This window comes from Mitsuaria sp. MSU3D (assembly GCF_056867975.1).
In genome coordinates this window covers 6,180,148-6,199,748 of sequence record NZ_CP200314.1, presented here as the reverse complement: position 1 = coordinate 6,199,748, position 19,601 = coordinate 6,180,148, and the positions used below count along the sequence as shown (strand labels likewise).

14 protein-coding genes are annotated in these 19,601 nt (G+C 69.3%); 7 read left to right on the top strand and 7 right to left on the bottom strand.

What is annotated here, in order from left to right:
* Window positions 1–8: 8 nt before the first annotated feature.
* Window positions 9–2,897, bottom strand: coding sequence for a TonB-dependent receptor (locus AC1VNM_RS27315; RefSeq protein WP_483108999.1), 2,889 nt, complete (start codon window positions 2,895–2,897; stop codon window positions 9–11).
* A 335-nt stretch (window positions 2,898–3,232) separates the two neighbouring features.
* Here AC1VNM_RS27315 and AC1VNM_RS27310 point away from each other — a divergent pair, with 335 nt between their 5' ends.
* The 5 genes from AC1VNM_RS27310 to AC1VNM_RS27290 all read left to right on the top strand — a co-directional run bounded on the left by AC1VNM_RS27310 (window position 3,233) and on the right by AC1VNM_RS27290 (window position 8,811).
* Window positions 3,233–4,123 (top strand): EamA family transporter, encoded by an 891-nt coding sequence (locus AC1VNM_RS27310; RefSeq protein ID WP_483108998.1) that lies wholly within the window; start codon window positions 3,233–3,235, stop codon window positions 4,121–4,123.
* A gap of 51 nt (window positions 4,124–4,174) precedes the next feature.
* On the top strand, window positions 4,175–5,539 hold the full coding sequence (locus AC1VNM_RS27305) for a D-tagatose-bisphosphate aldolase, class II, non-catalytic subunit (RefSeq protein ID WP_483108997.1): 1,365 nt from the start codon (window positions 4,175–4,177) through the stop codon (window positions 5,537–5,539).
* A 110-nt stretch (window positions 5,540–5,649) separates the two neighbouring features.
* Entirely contained in the window at window positions 5,650–6,825 is a 1,176-nt protein-coding gene (locus AC1VNM_RS27300) for an SIS domain-containing protein (RefSeq protein ID WP_483108996.1), read from the top strand.
* Window positions 6,826–6,919: 94 nt separating this feature from the next.
* Window positions 6,920–7,933, top strand: coding sequence for a BadF/BadG/BcrA/BcrD ATPase family protein (locus AC1VNM_RS27295; RefSeq protein WP_483108995.1), 1,014 nt, complete (start codon window positions 6,920–6,922; stop codon window positions 7,931–7,933).
* A gap of 68 nt (window positions 7,934–8,001) precedes the next feature.
* Window positions 8,002–8,811: a DeoR/GlpR family DNA-binding transcription regulator gene (locus AC1VNM_RS27290; protein WP_483108994.1), complete on the top strand. Its 810-nt coding sequence runs from the start codon at window positions 8,002–8,004 to the stop codon at window positions 8,809–8,811.
* A gap of 288 nt (window positions 8,812–9,099) precedes the next feature.
* Here AC1VNM_RS27290 and AC1VNM_RS27285 read toward each other — a convergent pair whose 3' ends face one another.
* The 6 genes from AC1VNM_RS27285 to AC1VNM_RS27260 all read right to left on the bottom strand — a co-directional run bounded on the left by AC1VNM_RS27285 (window position 9,100) and on the right by AC1VNM_RS27260 (window position 13,881).
* Complete coding sequence (locus tag AC1VNM_RS27285; RefSeq protein WP_483108993.1) at window positions 9,100–9,954, bottom strand: ChaN family lipoprotein; 855 nt, start codon at window positions 9,952–9,954, stop codon at window positions 9,100–9,102.
* A 177-nt stretch (window positions 9,955–10,131) separates the two neighbouring features.
* A complete protein-coding gene (locus tag AC1VNM_RS27280) occupies window positions 10,132–10,485 on the bottom strand; it encodes a hypothetical protein (protein WP_483108992.1) in 354 nt (117 codons plus the stop codon).
* A gap of 148 nt (window positions 10,486–10,633) precedes the next feature.
* The gene (locus AC1VNM_RS27275) at window positions 10,634–11,716 is read right to left on the bottom strand and encodes a S49 family peptidase (RefSeq protein WP_483108991.1); all 1,083 of its coding nucleotides are present in this window, start codon (window positions 11,714–11,716) and stop codon (window positions 10,634–10,636) included.
* A complete protein-coding gene (locus tag AC1VNM_RS27270) occupies window positions 11,717–12,103 on the bottom strand; it encodes a Rieske (2Fe-2S) protein (protein WP_377157334.1) in 387 nt (128 codons plus the stop codon).
* Window positions 12,104–12,164: 61 nt separating this feature from the next.
* Window positions 12,165–12,821, bottom strand: a complete 657-nt coding sequence (locus AC1VNM_RS27265) for an HAD family hydrolase (RefSeq protein ID WP_377157335.1) — start codon at window positions 12,819–12,821, stop codon at window positions 12,165–12,167.
* Window positions 12,822–12,840: 19 nt separating this feature from the next.
* Entirely contained in the window at window positions 12,841–13,881 is a 1,041-nt protein-coding gene (locus AC1VNM_RS27260; RefSeq protein WP_377161551.1) for an RluA family pseudouridine synthase, read from the bottom strand.
* Between the two features lie 788 nt (window positions 13,882–14,669).
* Between AC1VNM_RS27260 and AC1VNM_RS27255 the strand changes: the two genes are divergently transcribed.
* Both AC1VNM_RS27255 and AC1VNM_RS27250 read left to right on the top strand, forming a co-directional pair.
* A complete protein-coding gene (locus tag AC1VNM_RS27255; RefSeq protein ID WP_483108990.1) occupies window positions 14,670–17,801 on the top strand; it encodes an Rne/Rng family ribonuclease in 3,132 nt (1,043 codons plus the stop codon).
* 234 nt (window positions 17,802–18,035) lie between these two features.
* Window positions 18,036–19,559 carry a POT-type proton-dependent oligopeptide transporter gene (locus AC1VNM_RS27250; RefSeq protein WP_483109340.1) on the top strand — a complete coding sequence of 508 codons (1,524 nt, stop codon included), beginning with the start codon at window positions 18,036–18,038 and terminating at the stop codon, window positions 19,557–19,559.
* Window positions 19,560–19,601: the final 42 nt, after the last annotated feature.

The following is a 19,601-nucleotide window of genomic DNA, read 5'->3' as shown; positions in this document are numbered from 1 at the left end:
GCGCGGCCTCAGAACTTGATGCTCGCCCCGATCGTGAACGCCCTGCCCCAGCGGTTGTAGCCCTGCGGCAAGGTGATGTCGCCGTTGCCCAGCGTGTACTCCTGCTTGGCATCGGTCAGGTTGCGGCCCTCGATGGAGATCCGCAGCCATTTGTTGACTTCGTACGCGGCCTGCGCGGTCAGCCAGGTGATGGCCTTGGCGCGCTCGTTGAAGCCCGGGCCGATCACGTTGATCGCCGACACGAAGTCGTCCGTGTGGTCGGCCGTGGCGCTGATGCTCCACGGGCCCTTCTCGTACAGCAGGCCCAGCGAGGAGGTCGCCGGCGCGATGCCTTCCAGCGGACGCTTCTCGCCGCCCACCCAGCTGTCGGAGCGGTTGCGCGTGTACTGCGCCCGCACGCCGAAGCCGTTGTCCCACAGGTGCTGGAAGCCGATCTCCATGCCGCGGACCTTGGCCTTGTCGCCGTTGATCGGCTTCATCACGTTGAACAGGTGACCCGGCACGCCGATGTCGACGCCGGTCTCCCAGCTGGTGGTGATCTGGTTCTTGATGTCCTTCTGGAACACCGCGAAGGTCAGCGCCGAGTTGCGCGCGTAGTACCACTCCAGCGAGGCGTCGTACTGCTTGGCGCTGTAGGGCTTCAGGTCGGCGTTGCCGCCGAAGACCTGCGTGAAGTCGCCCCAGGCGACGCTGGCCGTCGTGCTGGTCGGCGCGAGCTGCTCGACCGACGGACGCGCCATCGTCTTCGCGGCGCCCAGGCGCAGCTGCAGCTTGTCGGTGAAGTGCCAGACGAAGTTGGCCGACGGCAGGCCGTAGGTGTACTCGGCGTTCTGGCTGATCTCGGTCGGGTCCGCGTAGACGGCGGAGTAGTTGAACGGGCCGTTCTCGGTCAGGCTCTCGATCTTGGCGTCCCAGGCCTTGGCCGTGGTCTTGGTCTTGACCAGGCGCACGCCGATGTCCGCGTTCCACTGCTCGCCGGAGAGGTCCGCCTCGATGAAGAACGAGGTCGTCTTCTCGCGCACGCGGTAGCTCTGCAGCGGGTTCCAGACCGGGCCGGCCTGGCTGAAGTCGTAGGTGCCGCCGTCGGGGCGCGGCTTGCCGTTGTAGGCCTGCAGCGCCGCCAGGTAGTTGGGCACGTCGAAGCCCAGGAAGCTGCGCGGGAAGCTGCCGCTGACGCCGTTCATGAAGTTGGGCGGGGTCAGGTGCTCGTTGAGCACGTTGCCGCCGAGCTGGCCGACGTTGATCGCGTTGGTGCCGGAGTAGTAGTTCTCGCCGCCGTTGATCGCGTTGTCGACCAGGTCGCGGTTCTTGTCGCGCCGCGTGGCCTGCACGCCGAACTGGATCTGGTCGACGTTGAAGCGGTCCACCGACCAGGCGCCGTTCAGCGTCAGGCCGCGGATCTTGTCGTCGATGTTGTCGCCGCTCAGGCCCAGGTAGTGGGTGTTGAAGTCGCTCGGGCCGAAGGCGCCGCTGGCCAGGCCGGAGATCAGATCGCGACCGTCGGAGAAGGTGGTCTTGATGTCGGGCACCTGCGAGCCGGTCAGGTTCACCGTCGTCACGTTGGGCTGGTTCATGCGCAGCACCGTGTAGGTGTCCTGCCCGCCCGAGTGCCGCTTGGAGGTCGACTGGTAGACGTCGCCGTTGAACTTCAGCGTCTCGGTGGCCTTCCACTCGGCGTTGATGCCGTAGACGGCGCTGTCGACGACGCGGTGCGTGGTCAGGTTCAGCAGCTCCGGATTCAGCATCAGGTCCGGGTCGGTGCTGTCCATCGTGAAGCCGGTGACGACGCCGTTCCGGGTCTTGATGTTGGACCAGCGGCCCGGCGAGAACAGCGTGTAGAACGACTGCTGGTAGCCGACCTGCGGCGAGTTCAGCCGCGTCTTGATCCCGTCGACGGTGACCTTGAGCGCGTCGCTCGGCCGCCATTCGACCTTGCCCGACAGGGCGGTGCGCTTCTTCTGTTCCTGGATGGTGCCGACGCGGAACTGGCCCGGGCCGATCAGGCCCTCTTCATCGGGGTCCAGCACGCCGTTGCCGTTCGGATCGATGTTGCCGCCCCAGGCGTTGCCGGTCCAGTTGGCGGCCGGGTCGGAGATGGGGTTGCGCGTCCAGCCGCCGTCGTTGCCGGCCGTGTCGGTGCGGACCTTGCGGTCGGCGTAGACCACGCCGAACAGCACGCCCAGCTCCTTGCCGAAGGTGTTGCTGTAGGTGGCCGAGACCTTGCCGCCGTTCAGCTTGGACATCGTGTTGCGGTCGCCTTCGACGCGCAGGATGCCGTGCTGGCCGGGCTGGTCGAAGGGGCTGGCGGAGCGCAGGTTCACCAGGCCGCCGATGGCGCCTTCCATCACCGAGGCCTGCGCGGACTTGACGACGTCGGCGCCGCTGATGATGTCCGAGGGCAGCACGTCGAACGCGAAGTCGCGGCCTTCGCCGTCGGTGGCGAGGATGCGGTTGTTGAAGGTCGTCAGCGTGTATTCGGGGCCCAGGCCGCGGACGCTGACCTTCTGGCCTTCGCCGCCGGCGGTGCGCGAGATCGACACGCCGGTGATGTGGCTCAGCGAGTCGGCGACGTTGTCGTCGGGGAAGCGGCCCAGCTCGGTCGCGCTGATGCTGTCCTGCACGCCCGACGCGCTGCGCTTGAGGTTCAACGAACGCTGCAGGCTGGCGCGGGTGCCGGTGATCTCGACGCGCTCGAGCGTCTGGTCGGCGTCCTTGCCCTTGGCGTCGGCCTTCGATTCAACGGGCTGGGTGTTGGCGGGCGCCGAGGCGGCGGCGGCCGCGGGCTGGACCTGCGCCTGGGCCGCGCCCACGGCGGTCAGCGCGGCGATCGCGGCGGCGGCGGCGACGGGCCGCGGCGCAAAACCGGCAATCAGGAGGGAGGACAGGGGAGCTCGCATCTCATGGTTCCTTTGTTGGCTTGTCCGCTGCCAGTCCTGGACCTCGACCGGCTTGCCGCAAGTCTACGTAGTCTTTCGATTAATTTCGCATATCGTTTTTACCGACGTTTATTCTTTCGAATTGATGACGCACGAAAGAATTCGAGCAAGACAATCACTCCACTGCACCTCGATAGCGCCTGATTTATCCGGGTTTTCCCGCGAAATACACCGCTTCAGGGCCTGTCACGGTTTCTTCCGTTGTGTTTCCGGTTTCCTTGCCCTATTCTTTCGTTCGAAAGCTTCCGACGATCCACCGAGCCCGTCGAGCCCCCTCCAAGAAAGAAAGCGATCCCATGCAACGACATTGGCTGACCTACGCGCTTGTCACGACCCTGTTCTGGGGCGCGTGGGGGGCGCTGACGGGCTTGTCTTCCGAACGCGGCTTCCCGGACACGCTGGTCTACGTCGTGTGGGCGCTGACGATGATCCCGCCGGCCGTGTTCGTGCTGGCCCGCGCCGGCTGGAAGCTGCAGCGCGACCGCCGCGCCGTGATCCAGGGGCTGACCGTCGGGCTGCTGGGCGCGGGCGGGCAGATGCTGCTGTTCCGCGCGGTCGAGTCCGGCCCGGCCTACCTGATCTTCCCGATCGTGTCGCTGTCGCCGGGGGTGACGATCACGCTGTCCTTCGGACTGCTGCGCGAGCGTACCGGCAAGCTCGGCGTCGCCGGCATCGTGCTGGCGCTGTGCGCACTGCCGCTGTTCGACTACCAGCCCGGCCAGCAGAGCCAGGCGCTGGGACTGTGGTTCGCGCTCGCCGTCGTCGTCATGGCGGCGTGGGGCCTGCAGGCCTATTTCCTGAAGACCGCCAACAACGCCGCCAGCGCGGAGAGCGTCTTCTTCTACATGACCGTCAGCGCGCTGCTGTGCATCCCGGCCGCGCTGTGGATGACGGACTTCTCCAAGCCCATCCCGTGGGGCTGGGACGGCCCCGGCCTGGCCGCCGTGATCCAGGTACTCAACGCGATCGGCGCGCTCACGCTGGTCTACGCCTTCCGCTACGGCAAGGCGCTGGTCGTCTCGCCGCTGGTCAATGCCGGCGCCCCGCTGCTGACGGCGCTCGCCTCGATGGCGATGAGCGGCGCCACGCCCGGCGGCTTCAAGCTGGCCGGCGTCGCGCTGGCGCTGCTCGCCGCGCTGCTGCTGGCCCTGCAACCCGAAGGCGACAGCAAGGACAGCAAGGCCTGACCCCGGCGTCCCGCCGTCCGCCCCACCCTCATTCGACAGGAAGGATTCCCCTTGAAGCTCATGCTCGATCTCGTGCGGCGCCACAAGCAGTCGGCGCCGGGATCTTCGGCCGGTCCGGCCATCGGCACGGCCGCTCCGGCCATCGGCACGGCCGCTCCGGCCATCGGCACGGCCGCTCCGGCCATCGGCATTCCCTCGATGTGCTCCGCCCATCCCGTCGTCATCGCCGCGACGCTGCGCGAATGCGGCGCGCTCGGCCGCCCCGCGCTGATCGAGGCGACCTCCAACCAGGTCAACCAGGACGGCGGCTACACCGGCATGACGCCGGTCGACTTCCGCCGCTTCGTCGAGGCGATCGCCCAGGCCGAGGGCGTCGCCACCGATCTGCTGATCCTCGGCGGCGACCACCTCGGCCCGAACGCCTGGCGCAAGTTGCCGGCCGCGCAGGCGATGGCCAAGGCGGAAGTGATGGTGGCGCAGTACGTCGCGGCCGGCTTCCGCAAGATCCACCTGGATTGCTCGATGTCCTGCGCGGACGATCCGGTGCCGCTGTCCGAGGCCGAGATCGCCGCCCGCGCCGTGCGCCTGTGCCTGGCCGCGGAGGCCGCCTGGCGCGACACGCCCGACCGCGGCGAACCGCCGGTCTACGTCATCGGCACCGAGGTGCCGGTGCCGGGCGGCGCGCACGAGGACCTGGAAGACCTCGCGGTGACCTCGCCCGAAGCGGCCGGCGCGACGCTGGCCCTGCATCGCGATGCCTTCGGCGCGGCCGGACTCGATGCAGCCTGGGAGCGCGTGATCGCGATGGTCGTGCAGCCGGGCGTCGAGTTCGACCACCACAAGGTCATCGACTACAAGCCCGAAAAGGCGCGCGCGCTGAGCGCGTTCATCGCATCGCAGCCGGGCCTGGTCTTCGAGGCGCACTCGACGGACTACCAGACGCCCGAACGCCTGGCGCAACTCGCGCGCGACCACTTCGCGATCCTGAAGGTCGGCCCGGGCGCGACCTTCGCGCTGCGCGAGACGCTGTGGGCGCTGGCCGCCGTCGAGCGCGAATGGCTCGGCCCGCAGGCCGGCCAGGGCAACCTGATCGACACGGTGCTCGGCGTGATGCGCGCGGAGCCCGGCCATTGGCAGCCGTACTACCAGGATCCCTCGCGCCTGCAGGTCGATCTGGCCTACAGCCTGAGCGACCGCATCCGCTACTACTGGGCGCACCCGAAGGTCCAGACCGCCTGCGCGGCGCTGCTGGACCGGCTGGAGCATTCGCCGCCGCCGCTGACGCTGCTGAGCCAGTTCCTGCCGCGCCAGTACGACGCGATCCGCGACGGCCGCCTGCGCAACCGTCCCGCGGAACTGCTCCGCGACGGCGCCGCGCAGTCGCTGCGGCCCTACCTCGCGGCCTGCGCCGCCTGAAGGCCTGAATGCTTGAACGCCCGACCGTCCGGATGCCAGAACGCGTGACCGCCTGAACGCCTGAACCGCTCCGACACCCGGCCCTTACCCACAGAACAAGACCCGTCACGATGAGCCTGCTCCACTTCGAACCCGCCGAACTCGACCGCCGCGGCGCCACGCACACCGCGCGCGAGATCGCCCAGCAACCGCAAGTCTGGCGCAGCGTGCATGCGCTGGTGCAGTCGCAACGCGCGGCGATCGACGCCTTCCTGCAGCCGCTGCTGGCGCTGCCGGACCTGCGCATCGTGCTGACGGGCGCGGGCAGCTCCGCCTTCATCGGGCAATGCCTGACCCCCGCGCTGCTGCAGCAACTGGGCGCGAAGCCCGGCCTCCGCATCGAGGCGATCGCCACCACCGACATCGTCTCCAACCCCGCGCAATGCCTGCAGCCCGGCGTGCCGACGCTGCTGGTCTCGTTCGCCCGCTCGGGCAACAGCCCCGAGAGCCTGGCGGCGGTGGACCTGGCCGACGCGACCCTCGGCGAGTGCCATCACCTCGCGGTCACCTGCGCGGCCGAAGGCACGCTGGCGCGCCGGCTCGGCGAGCGCGAACGCGCCCACGTGCTGCTGCTGCCCGACGAGACGCATGACCGCGCCTTCGCGATGACCTCGAGCTTCACCGGCATGCTGCTGGCCGCGGCCTGGGCCTTCGGCATGGCGCTGCCGTCGGCCGAGACGCTGGGCGACGCGGCGCGCCAACTGCTCGCCACCGAGGCCGCCCGCCTGGACGCGCTGAACGCGCAGCCCTTCGAGCGCGTCGTGGTGCTCGGCAGCAACGGCCTGCAGGGCCTGGCGAAGGAAGCGGCGCTGAAGGTGCTGGAGCTGAGCGACGGGCGCCTTGTCGCGCTGGCCGATTCGCCGCTGGGTTTCCGCCACGGCCCGAAAACCATCCTGAACGACCGCACGCTGGTGCTGATCGTGCTGTCCAACGACAGCTACACCCGGCGCTACGACCTGGACCTGCTGCGCGAGCTGCGCCGCCAGGGCCGCGGCCGGATCGTCGCGCTGAGCACCTCGGCGTTGAACGCGGAGGACGCGCTGGCCGCGGACGACGTGCTGCTCGACCTGCCGGTCAACGCGCCCGACCTCGCGCTGACGCCGGTGGCGCTGGTCTTCGCGCAATGCCTGGCGCTGCTGGCCTCGCTCAAGCTCGGCATCACGCCGGACAATCCGAGCGCGTCGGGCACCGTGACGCGCGTCGTCAGCGGCGTCATCATCCATCCGCTCGCCGCGGCGGCGCCTTGAGTCGCCCGGCGCCCGCACCACGACTCTCGCAGCGACGCGCCCCACGGCTTGCACCCGCATCGCCCCGACCTCCGACCAGTCCGATGATCCGCTCATGACTCCCGTCACCCACGACGCCACCGACCGCCCGATCTTCCTCGGCATCGACGGGGGCGGCACCAAGACCTCCTTCCTGCTGCTGGACGGCGACGGCCGGCTGCTGGCGCGTCACGTCGGCAGCACCAGCTACTACCTCGAGATCGGCTTCGATGCGCTGCGCGCGCTGCTGCGCGACGGCGTCGCCGAGACGCTGAAGCAGGCCGGCCTGGCGCCGTCGCGGGTGACGTCGACCTTCGCCGGTCTGCCCGCCCACGGCGAGGACAGCGCGCTGCTGGCCGACTTCGACGGTCTGCTGGCCGGCGTGCTGCCGCGCGCGGTCATCGGCAACGACATGGTCTGCAGCTGGGCCGGCTCGCTCGGCGGCGCCGACGGCATCAGCCTCGTCGCGGGCACCGGCTCGATCGCCTACGGCGAGTGGCAGGGGCGCGGCGCGCGCTCCGGCGGCTGGGGCGAGGTCTTCGGCGACGAGGGCTCGGCCTACTGGCTCGCGCGCGAAGGCCTCGCGCTCTTCTCGCGCATGGCGGACGGGCGCGCCGCGCCGGGACCGCTGCTCGGCCTGGTGCGGGAGCATTTCCAACTCGCGCACGACCTGGACCTCTGCGCGGCGATCAACGGCGACGCGGCGCGCAGCCGGCTCGCGCAGTTCGCGCGGCTCGTGTCCGCGGCGGCGGCCGACGGCGACGCGCAGGCGATCGCGCTGCTCGAGCGCGCCGGCGAAGAACTCGCCGCGCTCGCGGGCGCCATCGCCCGGCAACTGGCGCTGCCGGCGGACGCGACGGTGCCGGTCTCCTACACCGGCGGCGTCTTCGAGGCCGGAGCCACCGTCACCGATGCGCTGCGGCTGGCGCTCGCGCGCGAGGTCCCGGGCGCCGAGTTGATCGTGCCGCGCTTCGGTCCGGAGATGGGCGCAGCCATGTATGCCGCTCGGCTGGCGGGCGTGCAGCTCCGGCCTGCGACGGCCGCTGGCCCTCACCCCCACCCTCTCCCGCAAGCGGGAGAGGGAGCCTGAGGGTCGGGCCGGGGCTTGCGAACATCGCCGGATCGATATCATCCGAAAGTTCATCGCTTCCGTTTCCCATGACCACCACTACTTCCACCATCGCCGAGAAGCCTGACGCCGCGTTGCTGATCGACGAGCGCCGGCGGCTGATCCGCGAGCAGGTGCAGGCGCAGGGCAAGGTCACGGTGGAGGAGCTGGCCGAGCGCTTCGGCATCTCGGTCGTGACGATCCGCAGCGACCTGAACGCGCTGGCGTCGACGGGCGCGCTGCTGCGCACGCACGGCGGCGCGCTGGCGCATCGCGACACCGAAGAGGTGCCGATCAGCGTCAAGCAGAAGCTGCACCACGAGCAGAAGGTGCGCATTGCCGTCGAGGCGGCCAAGCTGATCCGCGATGGCGAGACCATCCTGCTGGACTCCGGCTCGACGACCGAGGAGATCGCCAAGCAGATCCGCGGCCTGCGGCTGCAGTCGCTGAACGTCATCACCAACGCGCTGAACATCGCGGTGCTGCTGGCGACGGTGCCGGGCGTCAACGTGATCATGCCGGGCGGCCTGCTGCGGCAGAACTCGTATTCCCTGTCGGGCCCGCAGGCCGTGACGGCGCTGCAGAGTCTCTACGCGGACCGCCTGTTCCTGGGTGTCGACAGTCTCGACCCTGAGATCGGGCTGATGACGCCGCACCTGCTGGAGGCGCAGCTGAATGCGCAGATGATGAAGATTGCGCGCCAGATCGTTGCGGTCGCGGACGCCTCCAAGCTGATGAAGCGCAACCTCTCCGTGATCGCGCCGGTCGAGCAGATCGACATGCTGATCACGGACAAGGAAGCCGACGAGGGCATCGTCGGGGAACTGCGGCGGCGTGGCGTCGAGGTCGTGCTGGCCTGAACACCCCGTCGTTCTTTGCCCGACTTCCATGGGCTCAGTGCATTCGGGCAACTGCGACGAAGCCTGTTGCCATGCCGGCAGGGGTTGGCCCTCACCCCCGCCCTCTCCCGCTAGCGGGAGAGGGAGTCCTACCGGAGCCCTTCCTACCCTTTCTTCCCTTTGCGAAAGAGAGGCGTGGCTGCGCCCTTCTTACCCCCTCTCCCGCTTGCGGGAGAGGGCAGGGGTGAGGGCCAGCGGCCGCGGCAGTACCGCAGTATTCGAGCCAAAGGTCCGCAGGCCCGAGCCCACTCAGCGCTTGAACTGCGCGCAGGGATCTTCGCGGGACGGCGCGGGCGCACGTTCGACGCGGTCGTAGCCGTCGACCGGAGCCGGGCTCCCCGGCTCCAGATACGCGATGGCATCGATGTCCGACGCCGGCACCCCGGCCGCCTGCAGGTAGACCGGCACGGCGACATCGCGGCGCACGTGCCCGTTCCCCGCGATCAGCACGACGCGTTTCGCGCCCGACTTCCTCGCATCGAGCATCGCCTGCGCCATCGCCGCGTCACGCGCGCGTTGCGCCTGGACCATGCCGGGCAGCATGGCCTCCGGCATCGCACCGCAGTGGCCGTCCTGGATGTCCTTGCGCAGCGCGTCCTGCTGCGTGCCGTTCCAGACGGTGCGATCGCGCAGCGCGATGAGATCCGCGGGCCAGGCGGCGTCGCCTTCGCGGACGATCTTGCGAACCTGGTCGCGATCGATGTTGCCGCCGCGGACTTCCGCGCCGGATTGCAGCGCGACATCGAACAGCGGCTGATGCAAGGGCCAGCGCCAGCCCTTGCGATCGAACTTCGCCGCATCGATGACGGCGTTCACATCGCCCGGAGACGTCTTGCGCGCCTGTGCGACGGCCGCGTCCTCGCCGCGCGAGAACTGCTCGAAGACGACCACCGTCTTCGGCTCCTGCGCGATCAGCCGACGCAGTTGCTCGGCGCGGGCGCGGTGGTGTTCGGGGTTGTCGTGCAGCTCGCCGAGCAGCACGAATTCGGGCTCGACCTGGGAGGATGCCGGCGTCGTCCGCGGCGCCTCGGTGGTGGATGACGCGCACGCCGCGAGCAGGAGAGGAAGAAGCACCGACGCGGCGCCGCGAGAGGCAATGTTCATGGAAGCAGTCCTGGGGGCTGGGAGTGTGAACAGGCCTGGCGACGTCGCCGCGGTGCGCGGAAGGCGCGCTCGCGGCGATGGCTGGGTCGGCCCGCATTGTCGGGCATCCGCCCCGCGGACACGACGGCCGGCATCACACGAAGCCGGCCGCCGTCCCGCTCCCGGAACGGCGCGGGCTCAGAGCACCGCGTTCGCCTGCTCGACCCCCTGCGGCTGATTCATCAGCACGCCGGGGTTGAGGCCGACAGCGATCCGCAACACGTCCTCGGCCAGGACGTCAGCCGCGATGCGGTCGACGTCGGTCGTGGCCAGGAACCCTGCCGAGATGGCCTGGATCAGCTGCTGCTCCTGCGCGTCGGGCAAGGCCGCTTTCACGGCCAAGCCATTGAATTCAGCCCATTCCCCGGCAAACGGGAGGAACCAGGTCGACTGACTCAGGATCGAACCCGCGTATTCCAGTGCGAGCATCGACGGTTCGATATCGGCCCTCGTCGTGGACAGGGGCAGGTGCTGCGATGCAGTCGTCGTCATGAGAAGTTCTCCTTCGGAAGAATGGCACGTCAGGGCGTGCCGGTACGGAACGCACCGGCCGCGCGCCGCCTTGCGGCGCACGGCGAAGATGCCGCGCCGTAGTCCTCTTCCGCTGGAGATCGGATCGCCGGATCGCTGGATCAGCGGATCAGCGAATCGTCGTCATCGAGCGCATCGCCTTGACCGCGCCCTCGCCCATCGACGCGCCGAAGCGCTTGGCGATGCGTTCGGCGACGTTGTCGCGCGGCGTGTAGTCGACGACGTCCTCGGCCTTCACCACCTCGCGGGCGATGTAGTCGAGGTTGCCCGTGCCGTCGGCCAGGCCGAGCTGGATCGCCTGTTCGCCGTTCCAGAACAGGCCGGAGAACATCTCCGGCGTCTCCTTGAGCCGCGTGCCGCGCCCCTCGCGCACGACCGCGATGAACTGCTGGTGGATCTGGTCCAGCATCGCCTGCGCGTAGGCCTGCTGCTTCGGGGTCACCGGCGAGAACGGATCCAGCATCCCCTTGTTCTCGCCCGCCGTCATCAGGCGGCGCTCGACGCCGACCTTCTTCATCACCTCGGTGAAGCCGAAGCCGTCCATCAGCACGCCGATCGAGCCCACCACCGACGCCTTGTCGACGTAGATCTCGTCCGCGCCCGCGGCGATGTAGTACGCGCCGGAGGCGCAGATCTCCTCGACGACCGCGTAGACCTTCTTCTTGTGCAGCGCCTTCAGGCGCTTGAGCTCGTCGTTGACGATGCCCGCCTGCACCGGACTGCCGCCCGGCGAGTTGATGCGCAGCACCACCGCCTGCGACCCCTGGTCCTCGAACGCGGCCTTCAGCGCGGCGTTGATGAGCTCGGCACTGGCCTCGGTGTCGGGCGCGATCTCGCCGCGCACCTCGACGAGCGCCGTGTGCGGCCCGGTCGTCGCGCCACCATGGTGCTTGGTCGCGAACATCGACCAGATGAACAGCAGCAGCACCGACACCCAGATCAGCCGGAAGAAGGTCTTCCAGCGCCGGTCGCTGCGGCGGTCGCGCAGGTAGTCATGGGCGAACTGCTCGATCACGTGCTCGTAGCGGCCTGGCAGCGGCGAAGCACCGGCCGAGGCCTGCGAGGCGGACGCCGTCGCGGAAGCAGGCGCGGCGGGCGCCGCGGCCTTCAGGATGTCCTCCGGGCGCGCCGTCGCGTCGGGGATCGGGCGCGGCAGGTCGCTGCCGGCGCTGGAGTCGTCGTTGGGGTTCATTCAATCCTCGAAAACGGGTCGCGTGTCGCGGGAGGGATACCAGAAGACCTGGCCGTCGCGCTCGCGCACGTCGAGCTTGGTCAGGCCGAAACGGCCGCACATGCCGGTCACGCAGCGTCCGTCCCGCGGGTGGTACACGGCGCCGTGGATGCTGCAGATGATGTATTCCTTCTTGCTGTCCAGGAACTCGCCCTCCTGCCAGTCCATCTCGGTCGGCACATGCGCGCAGCGGTTCAGGTAGCCGACGACCTCGCCGTCGAAGCGCAGGACGAAGGCCGAGGCGGGCTGGCGGAACTGCAGCACGTCGAAGGTGTGCGCGCGACCGCGTTCCTCCAGCTCGGAGGAGGCGCACAGCGGCACCGGGGGCAGGTCTTGCTCGGGGGTCATTCGGGAGGGGTCCGGGAAGCGGGACAGATCGGAGGGAAATCAGGAAGCAGTCAGGCGTGGGTCAAGCGTTCGTCAGCAGCCAGTCGCGCAGCGTCGGCACATCGTGCGCGACCAGCAGCGGCTCGAAGCCGCGCAGCGATTCGTGCTCATGCGCGCCGTAGGTGACCGCCACCGCCGGGCAGCCGGCGTTGCGCGCCAGCTGCAGGTCGTGCGTCGTGTCGCCGATCATCAGCGTGCGCTCGGGGTCGGCGCCGAACTCGCGCATCAGCTCCAGCAGCATCTGCGGATTCGGCTTGCCGGCGGTTTCGTCCGCGGTGCGGGTGCCGTCGAACAGCGTCTTCATGTCCACGGCGGCCAGCGCCTCGTCCAGGCCGCGGCGGCTCTTGCCCGTCGCGACGGCCAGCCAGTGGTGTCGCGCCTTCAGGTCGCGCAGCAGTTCCGGCACGCCGTCGAACAGCGTCACCTCGTGCGCCGACGCGAAGTAGTGGTGCCGGTAGCGCTGGCCGAGCTCCGGATACCGCGACGGGTCCAGGCCCGGCAACGCGTACTGCAGCGCCTCGATCAGGCCCATGCCGATGACGTAGGCGGCGCGCTCGCGCGACGGCGGCTCCAGGCCGAGGTCCGCCGACGCGGCCTGCATGCAGCGCACGATCAGCGCGGTGGAGTCGAACAGGGTGCCGTCCCAGTCGAAGACGATCAGATCGAAGCGTTGAGGCATGGCAGTCCGCAAGAGGTCGTCAGGGCGCCGGGCGGCGCAGCGCGGCCAGCAGTTTCTCGCACTCCGGCGGCAAGGGCGCCTCCAGGGTCAAGGTCTCGCCGGTCGCCGGGTGCACCACGCGCAGTTGGCGCGCATGCAGGAACATCCGGTCGAAGCGCAACGCACCGCGGGCCAGCGCGCGGTTGGCCTCGAAGTCGCCGTACTTGGGATCGCCGACGATCGGGTGGCCTTCGTGGGCCAGGTGGACCCGGATCTGGTGCGTGCGACCGGTCTTGATCGTGACGTCGAGCAGGCTGTAGCCGCCGCTGCCGGCGGCCTTGCCACTGTTGCCGCCGCTGTCGCCCGAATACGCTTCGACCACCTTCACCAGGCTGATCGACCGTTTGGCCTGGTCCGCCTGCGGATCCTTGGGATCGGGCACCGCCCTCACCCAGCGCTCGCCGTCGCTGCCGACGAACTTCAGCAGCGGGACGTCCACGACCTTCTTTCCCTTCGCCCACGCACCGGCGACCAGCGCCGCGTAGGTCTTGCCGGTCTCGCGGTCGCGCAACTGGTCCTGCAGGTGCGTCAGCGCGCTGCGCTTCTTGGCGATCATCAGCAGGCCCGAGGTTTCCTTGTCCAGCCGGTGCACCAGCTCCAGGAACTTCGCCTGCGGGCGTGCGCGCCGCAGCTGCTCGATCACGCCGAAGCTCACGCCCGAGCCGCCGTGGACCGCCACGCCGGCGGGCTTGTCGACGACGATCAGGTGCTCGTCCTCGAAGACGACCGGGAACTCGCGGGCGGGAACGGCGGCGGCCTGCTCGGCGGGCTTCTCCGCCAGGCGCACCGGCGGCACGCGCACCACGTCGCCCACGGCCAGCCGCGAGTCGGCGCTGCAGCGGCCCTTGTTGATGCGCACCTCGCCGGACCGGATGATCCGGTAGACCAGCGTCTTGGGCGCGCCCTTGAGTTCGCGGATCAGGAAGTTGTCCAGCCGTTGTCCGGCGGAGCCCTCGTCGACGGTCAGTTGACGGACCTGCGCCGAGGCGACGGGCGTCACCGTCGCCGCAGGCGGCGGCACGGCCGGCGCCGCAGACACGGCCGAAGCGGCCGAAGCGGCCGAAGCGGTTTTGGGGGGCGCGGCCCCCCTCGCGGCACTGCGGGCAGTCCCTGGGGCGGCCTTGCGGGCTTTAGCCCCTATAATGCTGCTTGCCACGTTTCCGTTGTAAGTATTTGATTTTTCTCATTTTACTCGGACGTGCGCGTTCGAGGTCGACGAGAACGTGGCGGTGAGCAGTCATTGTGAGTAGGCTGCTCATCACTTTTGGTGATGCAACGTCAGGTCATCGAGGTCGGGCCCGCTTCCCAAAGCGAGCGGGCAGGCACCGAGGCCGGACGGCAGAGCAACGTCGTCAGAACCATGCCCATGTGGCCGGTCGCATTCCAGGATGTCGGCAGGCGGCGCGGGCAGCACAACAAGGTTTCACGACGTCAGAAGACGGGCGCAAGCCCCGGCGCTGACGTCAGCACCCAGGCTCCGTTTCCGGATGTTTTCTTCGGTCCATTCCACCCCCCGCCGCCTGCGAGCGCGTGTTGGCTTCGTCCACACGCCAGGCTCCGGCCGTGGTCGGGTCGCGCCTCAGTCGGCGCGCTTGAGGACCCAAACAGCCGATCCGGGGCCCGCGGCGCACGCGCCAACGCTGCATCGCTGAACGGTCGAACGAGCCGTTCAATTTGCAGTCCAGGGCGATCCTTTCATTGGTTCTTTCGCGTTTCTCGTGCATCGGTCGAATCGCCCGCCGGTGAATCTCCGGCGGCGGTTCTGAGGTACGCGCGTCAGCGGCAACGCCCTGGCGTGGAGGAGAACTGATGAAACGCATGCTGATCAACGCGACGCAGCAGGAAGAGCGTCGCCTGGCCATCGTCGATGGCCAGAAGCTGTTGGACTTCGAGACCGAGATCGAAGGCCGCGAACAGCGCAAGGGCAACATCTACAAGGCGGTCGTGACGCGCGTCGAGCCGTCGCTGGAGGCCTGCTTCGTCGATTACGGCGAGGACCGCCACGGCTTCCTGCCGTTCAAGGAGATCTCGCGCACCTACTTCCGCGAAGGCGCCGACGTGCGCTCCGCCAAGATCCAGGACGTGATCAAGGAAGGCCAGGAGCTGCTGGTCCAGGTCGAGAAGGAAGAGCGCGGCAACAAGGGCGCGGCGCTGACGACCTTCGTGTCGCTGGCCGGCCGCTACCTGGTGCTGATGCCCAACAACCCGCGCGGCGGCGGCGTCTCGCGCCGCATCGAGGGCGAGGACCGTGAAGAGCTGAAGGACGCGCTCGACCAGCTCGAGTACCCGAAGGGCATGTCGCTGATCGCCCGCACCGCCGGCATCGGCCGTTCCGCCGCCGAGCTGCAGTGGGACCTGAACTACATGCTCAAGCTCTGGACCGCCATCGACGAAGCGTCGGGCGGCAAGGGCGCCTTCCTGATCTATCAGGAGTCGTCGCTGGTGATCCGCGCGATCCGCGACTACTTCACCGCCGACATCGGCGAGATCCTGATCGACACGGACGACATCTTCGAACAGGCCCACCAGTTCATGTCGCACGTGATGCCGGAGACGGCACACAAGGTCAAGCGCTACCGTGACGACGCGCCGCTGTTCAGCCGCTTCCAGATCGAGCACCAGATCGAGACGGCCTTCAGCCGCACGGTGAACCTGCCGTCGGGCGGCGCCATCGTGATCGACCACACCGAGGCGCTGGTCTCGGTGGACGTGAACTCGGCGCGCGCCACCCGCGGCGGCGACATCGAGGAAACCGCCACCCGCACCAACCTGGAAGCCGCCGACGAGATCGCGCGCCAGATGCGTCTGCGGGACCTGGGCGGCCTGATCGTCGTGGACTTCATCGACATGGAGGAGTCCAAGAACCGCCGCGAGGTCGAACAGCGCCTGCGCGACGCGCTGCGCCAGGATCGCGCCCGCGTGCAGTTCAGCTCGATCAGCAAGTTCGGTCTGCTGGAACTGAGCCGCCAGCGCCTGCGCCCGGCGCTGAGCGAAGGCAGCCACATCACCTGCCCGCGCTGCAACGGCACCGGCCACATCCGCGACACGGAGTCCTCCGCGCTGCAGATCCTGCGCATGGTCCAGGAAGAGTCCATGAAGGACAACACCGCCGCCGTGCACGTGCAGGTGCCGGTGGAAGTGACCTCGTTCCTGCTCAACGAGAAGCGCACCGAGATCACCAAGATCGAGCTCAAGCAGCGCGTGACCGTGCTGCTGGTGCCCAACCGTCACCTCGACACGCCGAACTACAAGCTCGAGCGCCTGCGCCACGACGATCCCCGCCTGGAGAACCTGCAGGCGAGCTACACGATGATCGAGGAGCAGCAGGAAGAGGAAAGCATCACCCGCCGCGGCGCCGAGAAGAAGAACAAGCAGGAGCCGCTGATCAAGGGCATCCTGCCAGAGCAGCCGGCCCCGATGCCGGTCGCGCCCGCGCCCAAGGCTGTCGAGCCGGTGGCTGCCGCCCCGGTGGCGGCGCCTGCCGCCGCGGCCGCGCCCGTGGCCGCCGGTGGTGGCTTCTTCGGCTGGATCAAGAGCCTGTTCGGTGGCGAGCCTGCGCCCGCACCGGCGCCGGCCCCCGCAGCCAAGTCGGCCGAGCCCGCCAAGAAGGAACGTGGCGAGCGCGGTGAGCGTGGCGAACGTGGTGGTGATCGCGACCGCAACGGCGGCCGTGGCGGCGATCGCAACCGCCGTGGCGAACGCGGCGAGCGCGGTGAACGCGCAGGCGGTGAACGCGGCGAGCGCGGTGAACAGAAGGCCCGCGACGGCAAGCCGCGCGGCGAAGGCAAGCCGCAGCAGGAAGGTCGCGCCGAGCGTCCGGAACGCGGCGATCGCGCCGAGCGCGGCGAGCGTGCAGAGCGTGGTGACCGTGGCGAGCGCGGCGGTGACCGTCCGCGCCGCAACGAACGCGCCGACAAGCCGGAACAGGCCGTCGAAGGCGCGCCGCGTCAGGAACGCACCGAACGCGGTGATCGTCCGGAGCGTGGCGACCGTCCGGAGCGCGCCGAGCGCGGTGACCGGGGTGAGCGCGGCGAAGGCCGCCGCCGCCGCGAGGAACGCCCCGCCGACGTGAACCAGGAGCAACTCGCCACGCTGGCCGGCACCGAAGCGGCCAACGTCGAGTCGCCGATCGCTTTCGCCGACACGCAACCGCTGGAGACGCCGCTGGGCGAAGCCGGCGACGAGCGCCAAGGCCGTCGTCGTCGTCGTCGCGGCAACCGTGATCGCGGTGAAGGCGTCGAGGGCGCGGAGCAGGTCGAAGGCGCGCTGGTCGAAGGCCAGGCCCCGACCGGCGAGACCTCGTTCGCTGATGGCGCCGAGTCCGCCGCGGCCCCGGTGGTCGAGGGCGACGCACCGGCCGGCGAGGAAGGCGCGGAAGGCGGCGCGGAAGGCCAGGGCCGCCGTCGTGGCCGTGGTCGCGACCGTTATCGCCGTGACCGCCGCGAAGGCGAAGGTGAAGGCGCGCCGGTCGATGGCGTGAACGCCGCGGGCGACGTCGCTCCGTCGCCGGCAGTCGCCGCGCTGGACGGCATCGTGCTGGATGCCGGCGCCGCGCCGCGTCAGCTGGAACTGGGCGACGAGCCGAAGCAGGCACCGGTGCAAGCGCCGGTGGCCGCTGTCGCGCCGACGCCGGCTCCGGTCCAGGCCCCTGCCCCGGTCGCTGCGCCTGCCATCGCGGCAGCCGCGCCGGCCCCGGCCTCGGTGCCTCGTTTCGAGCTGCCGATGACCGAGCTCAGCGCTGTCGCCGAAGGCGCCGGCCTGGTCTGGGTCAACAGCGACGCCGACAAGATCGCCGCCGCCAAGGCTGCGATGGCTGCCGAGCCGGCCGCCGCGCCGCTGGGCCGCGAGCCCGCGCCGGTGGTGGTGGTCGATGAGGGCCCGCTGGTGCTGGTCGAGACCCGCAAGGATCTCAACCAGATCAAGCTGCCCTTCGAAGCGTAAAGCAACGACGATCGCGCCTGATGAAGGCCGGTTGATCGACTGAAGATCGCGGCGGACACCCACCGGTGTTCGCCGCCAAGCCGCCGAGGCCCTGCCCGGCGGCTTTCCTTTTGGGGCGTCACGAGCGCCTCGCGACATGACGGAGACAGACTCTTGAACACCTCCTCCACCATCGCCGCCCCTGGGGGCGACGCGGCAGGCGCGGCAGACTCGGCGGCGAAGGCCAAGCCGAAGATGCCGCCGCAGATCCCGTACATCATCGCCAACGAGGGCTGCGAGCGCTTCAGCTTCTACGGGATGCGCAACATCCTGACGGTGTTCCTGATGACCAGCCTGCTGCTGGCGATCCCGGAGCCGCTGCGCAAGGGCGAGGCCAAGGAGGTGTTCCACACCTTCGTCATCGGCGTCTACTTCTTCCCGCTGCTGGGCGGCTGGCTGTCGGACCGCTTCTTCGGCAAGTACAACACCATCTTCTGGCTGAGCCTGGTGTACTGCGCCGGCCATGCCTGCCTGGCCATCTTCGAGAACAACCTGCGCGGCTTCTACTTCGGCCTGTTCCTGATCGCGCTGGGCTCGGGCGGCATCAAGCCGCTGGTGAGCTCGTTCATCGGCGACCAGTTCGACAAGAGCAACCGCACGCTGGCGCAGAAGGTCTTCGACGCCTTCTACTGGATCATCAACTTCGGCTCGTTCTTCGCGTCGCTGCTGATGCCGATCTTCCTGGACAGGTTCGGCGCGAGCGTGGCCTTCGGGATACCGGGCGCGCTGATGTTCCTCGCGACGGTGATCTTCTGGAGCGGCCGCCGCAAGTACACGCACGTCCCGGCCGGCGAGTCGCACCGCGACCCGCACGGCTTCCTGAAGGTCGTGCGCACGGCGCTGCTGTCGCAGGCGCCCGGCCAGGGCCGCGGCGGGCTGTTCGTCGCGGGGCTGGGCGTGGTGCTGGCCATCGGCGCGCTGCTGCTGACGCCCAACCTCGGCTTCGTGATCGCGTTCTGCTCGGCGCTGGTGCTCGTGATGGGCTTCGGCGGTATCGGCGCATGGATGCAGCTGGAGCGCGCCCGCGCGGTGCACCCGGCCGAGGCCGTCGAAGGCGTGCGCACGGTGCTGCGCCTGCTGGTGCTGTTCGCGCTGGTCACGCCGTTCTGGTCCCTGTTCGACCAGAAGGCCTCGACCTGGGTGCTGCAGGCCGACCAGATGGCCAAGCCCGAGTGGTTCAAGTCCTCGATGATGCAGGCGCTGAATCCGGCGCTGGTCATGATCCTGATCCCGTTCAACAACCTGGTGCTGTATCCGCTGTTGTCGAAGCTGGGCCTGAAGGTCACCGCGCTGCGCCGCATGGGCGCGGGCATCGCGTTCGCGGGCCTCGCCTGGATCGTGGTCGGCGGCCTGCAGCTGTGGATCGACGGCGGCCACGCGGTCGACATCACCTGGCAGGTGCTGCCCTACGCGCTGCTCACGCTGGGCGAGGTGCTGGTGTCGGCGACCGGTCTGGAGTTCGCCTACAGTCAGGCGCCGCTGGCGATGAAGGGCGTGATCACGAGCTTCTGGAACCTGTCGGTGACGATCGGCAACCTGTGGGTGCTGCTGGCCAACTCCAGCGTCAAGGGCGCCGCGGTGACGGCCTACATCCAGTCGACGGGCACCAGCGTCACGGCCTTCCAGATGTTCTTCTTCGCCGGCTTCGCGCTGCTCGCGGCGCTGCTCTTCGCGCTGTATGCGCGCGGGTACCGGATGCAGGACAACTACCGGGGCTGACGGTCCACCGCCCCGGCAGATTCACGAAGATTCACGCGGAAT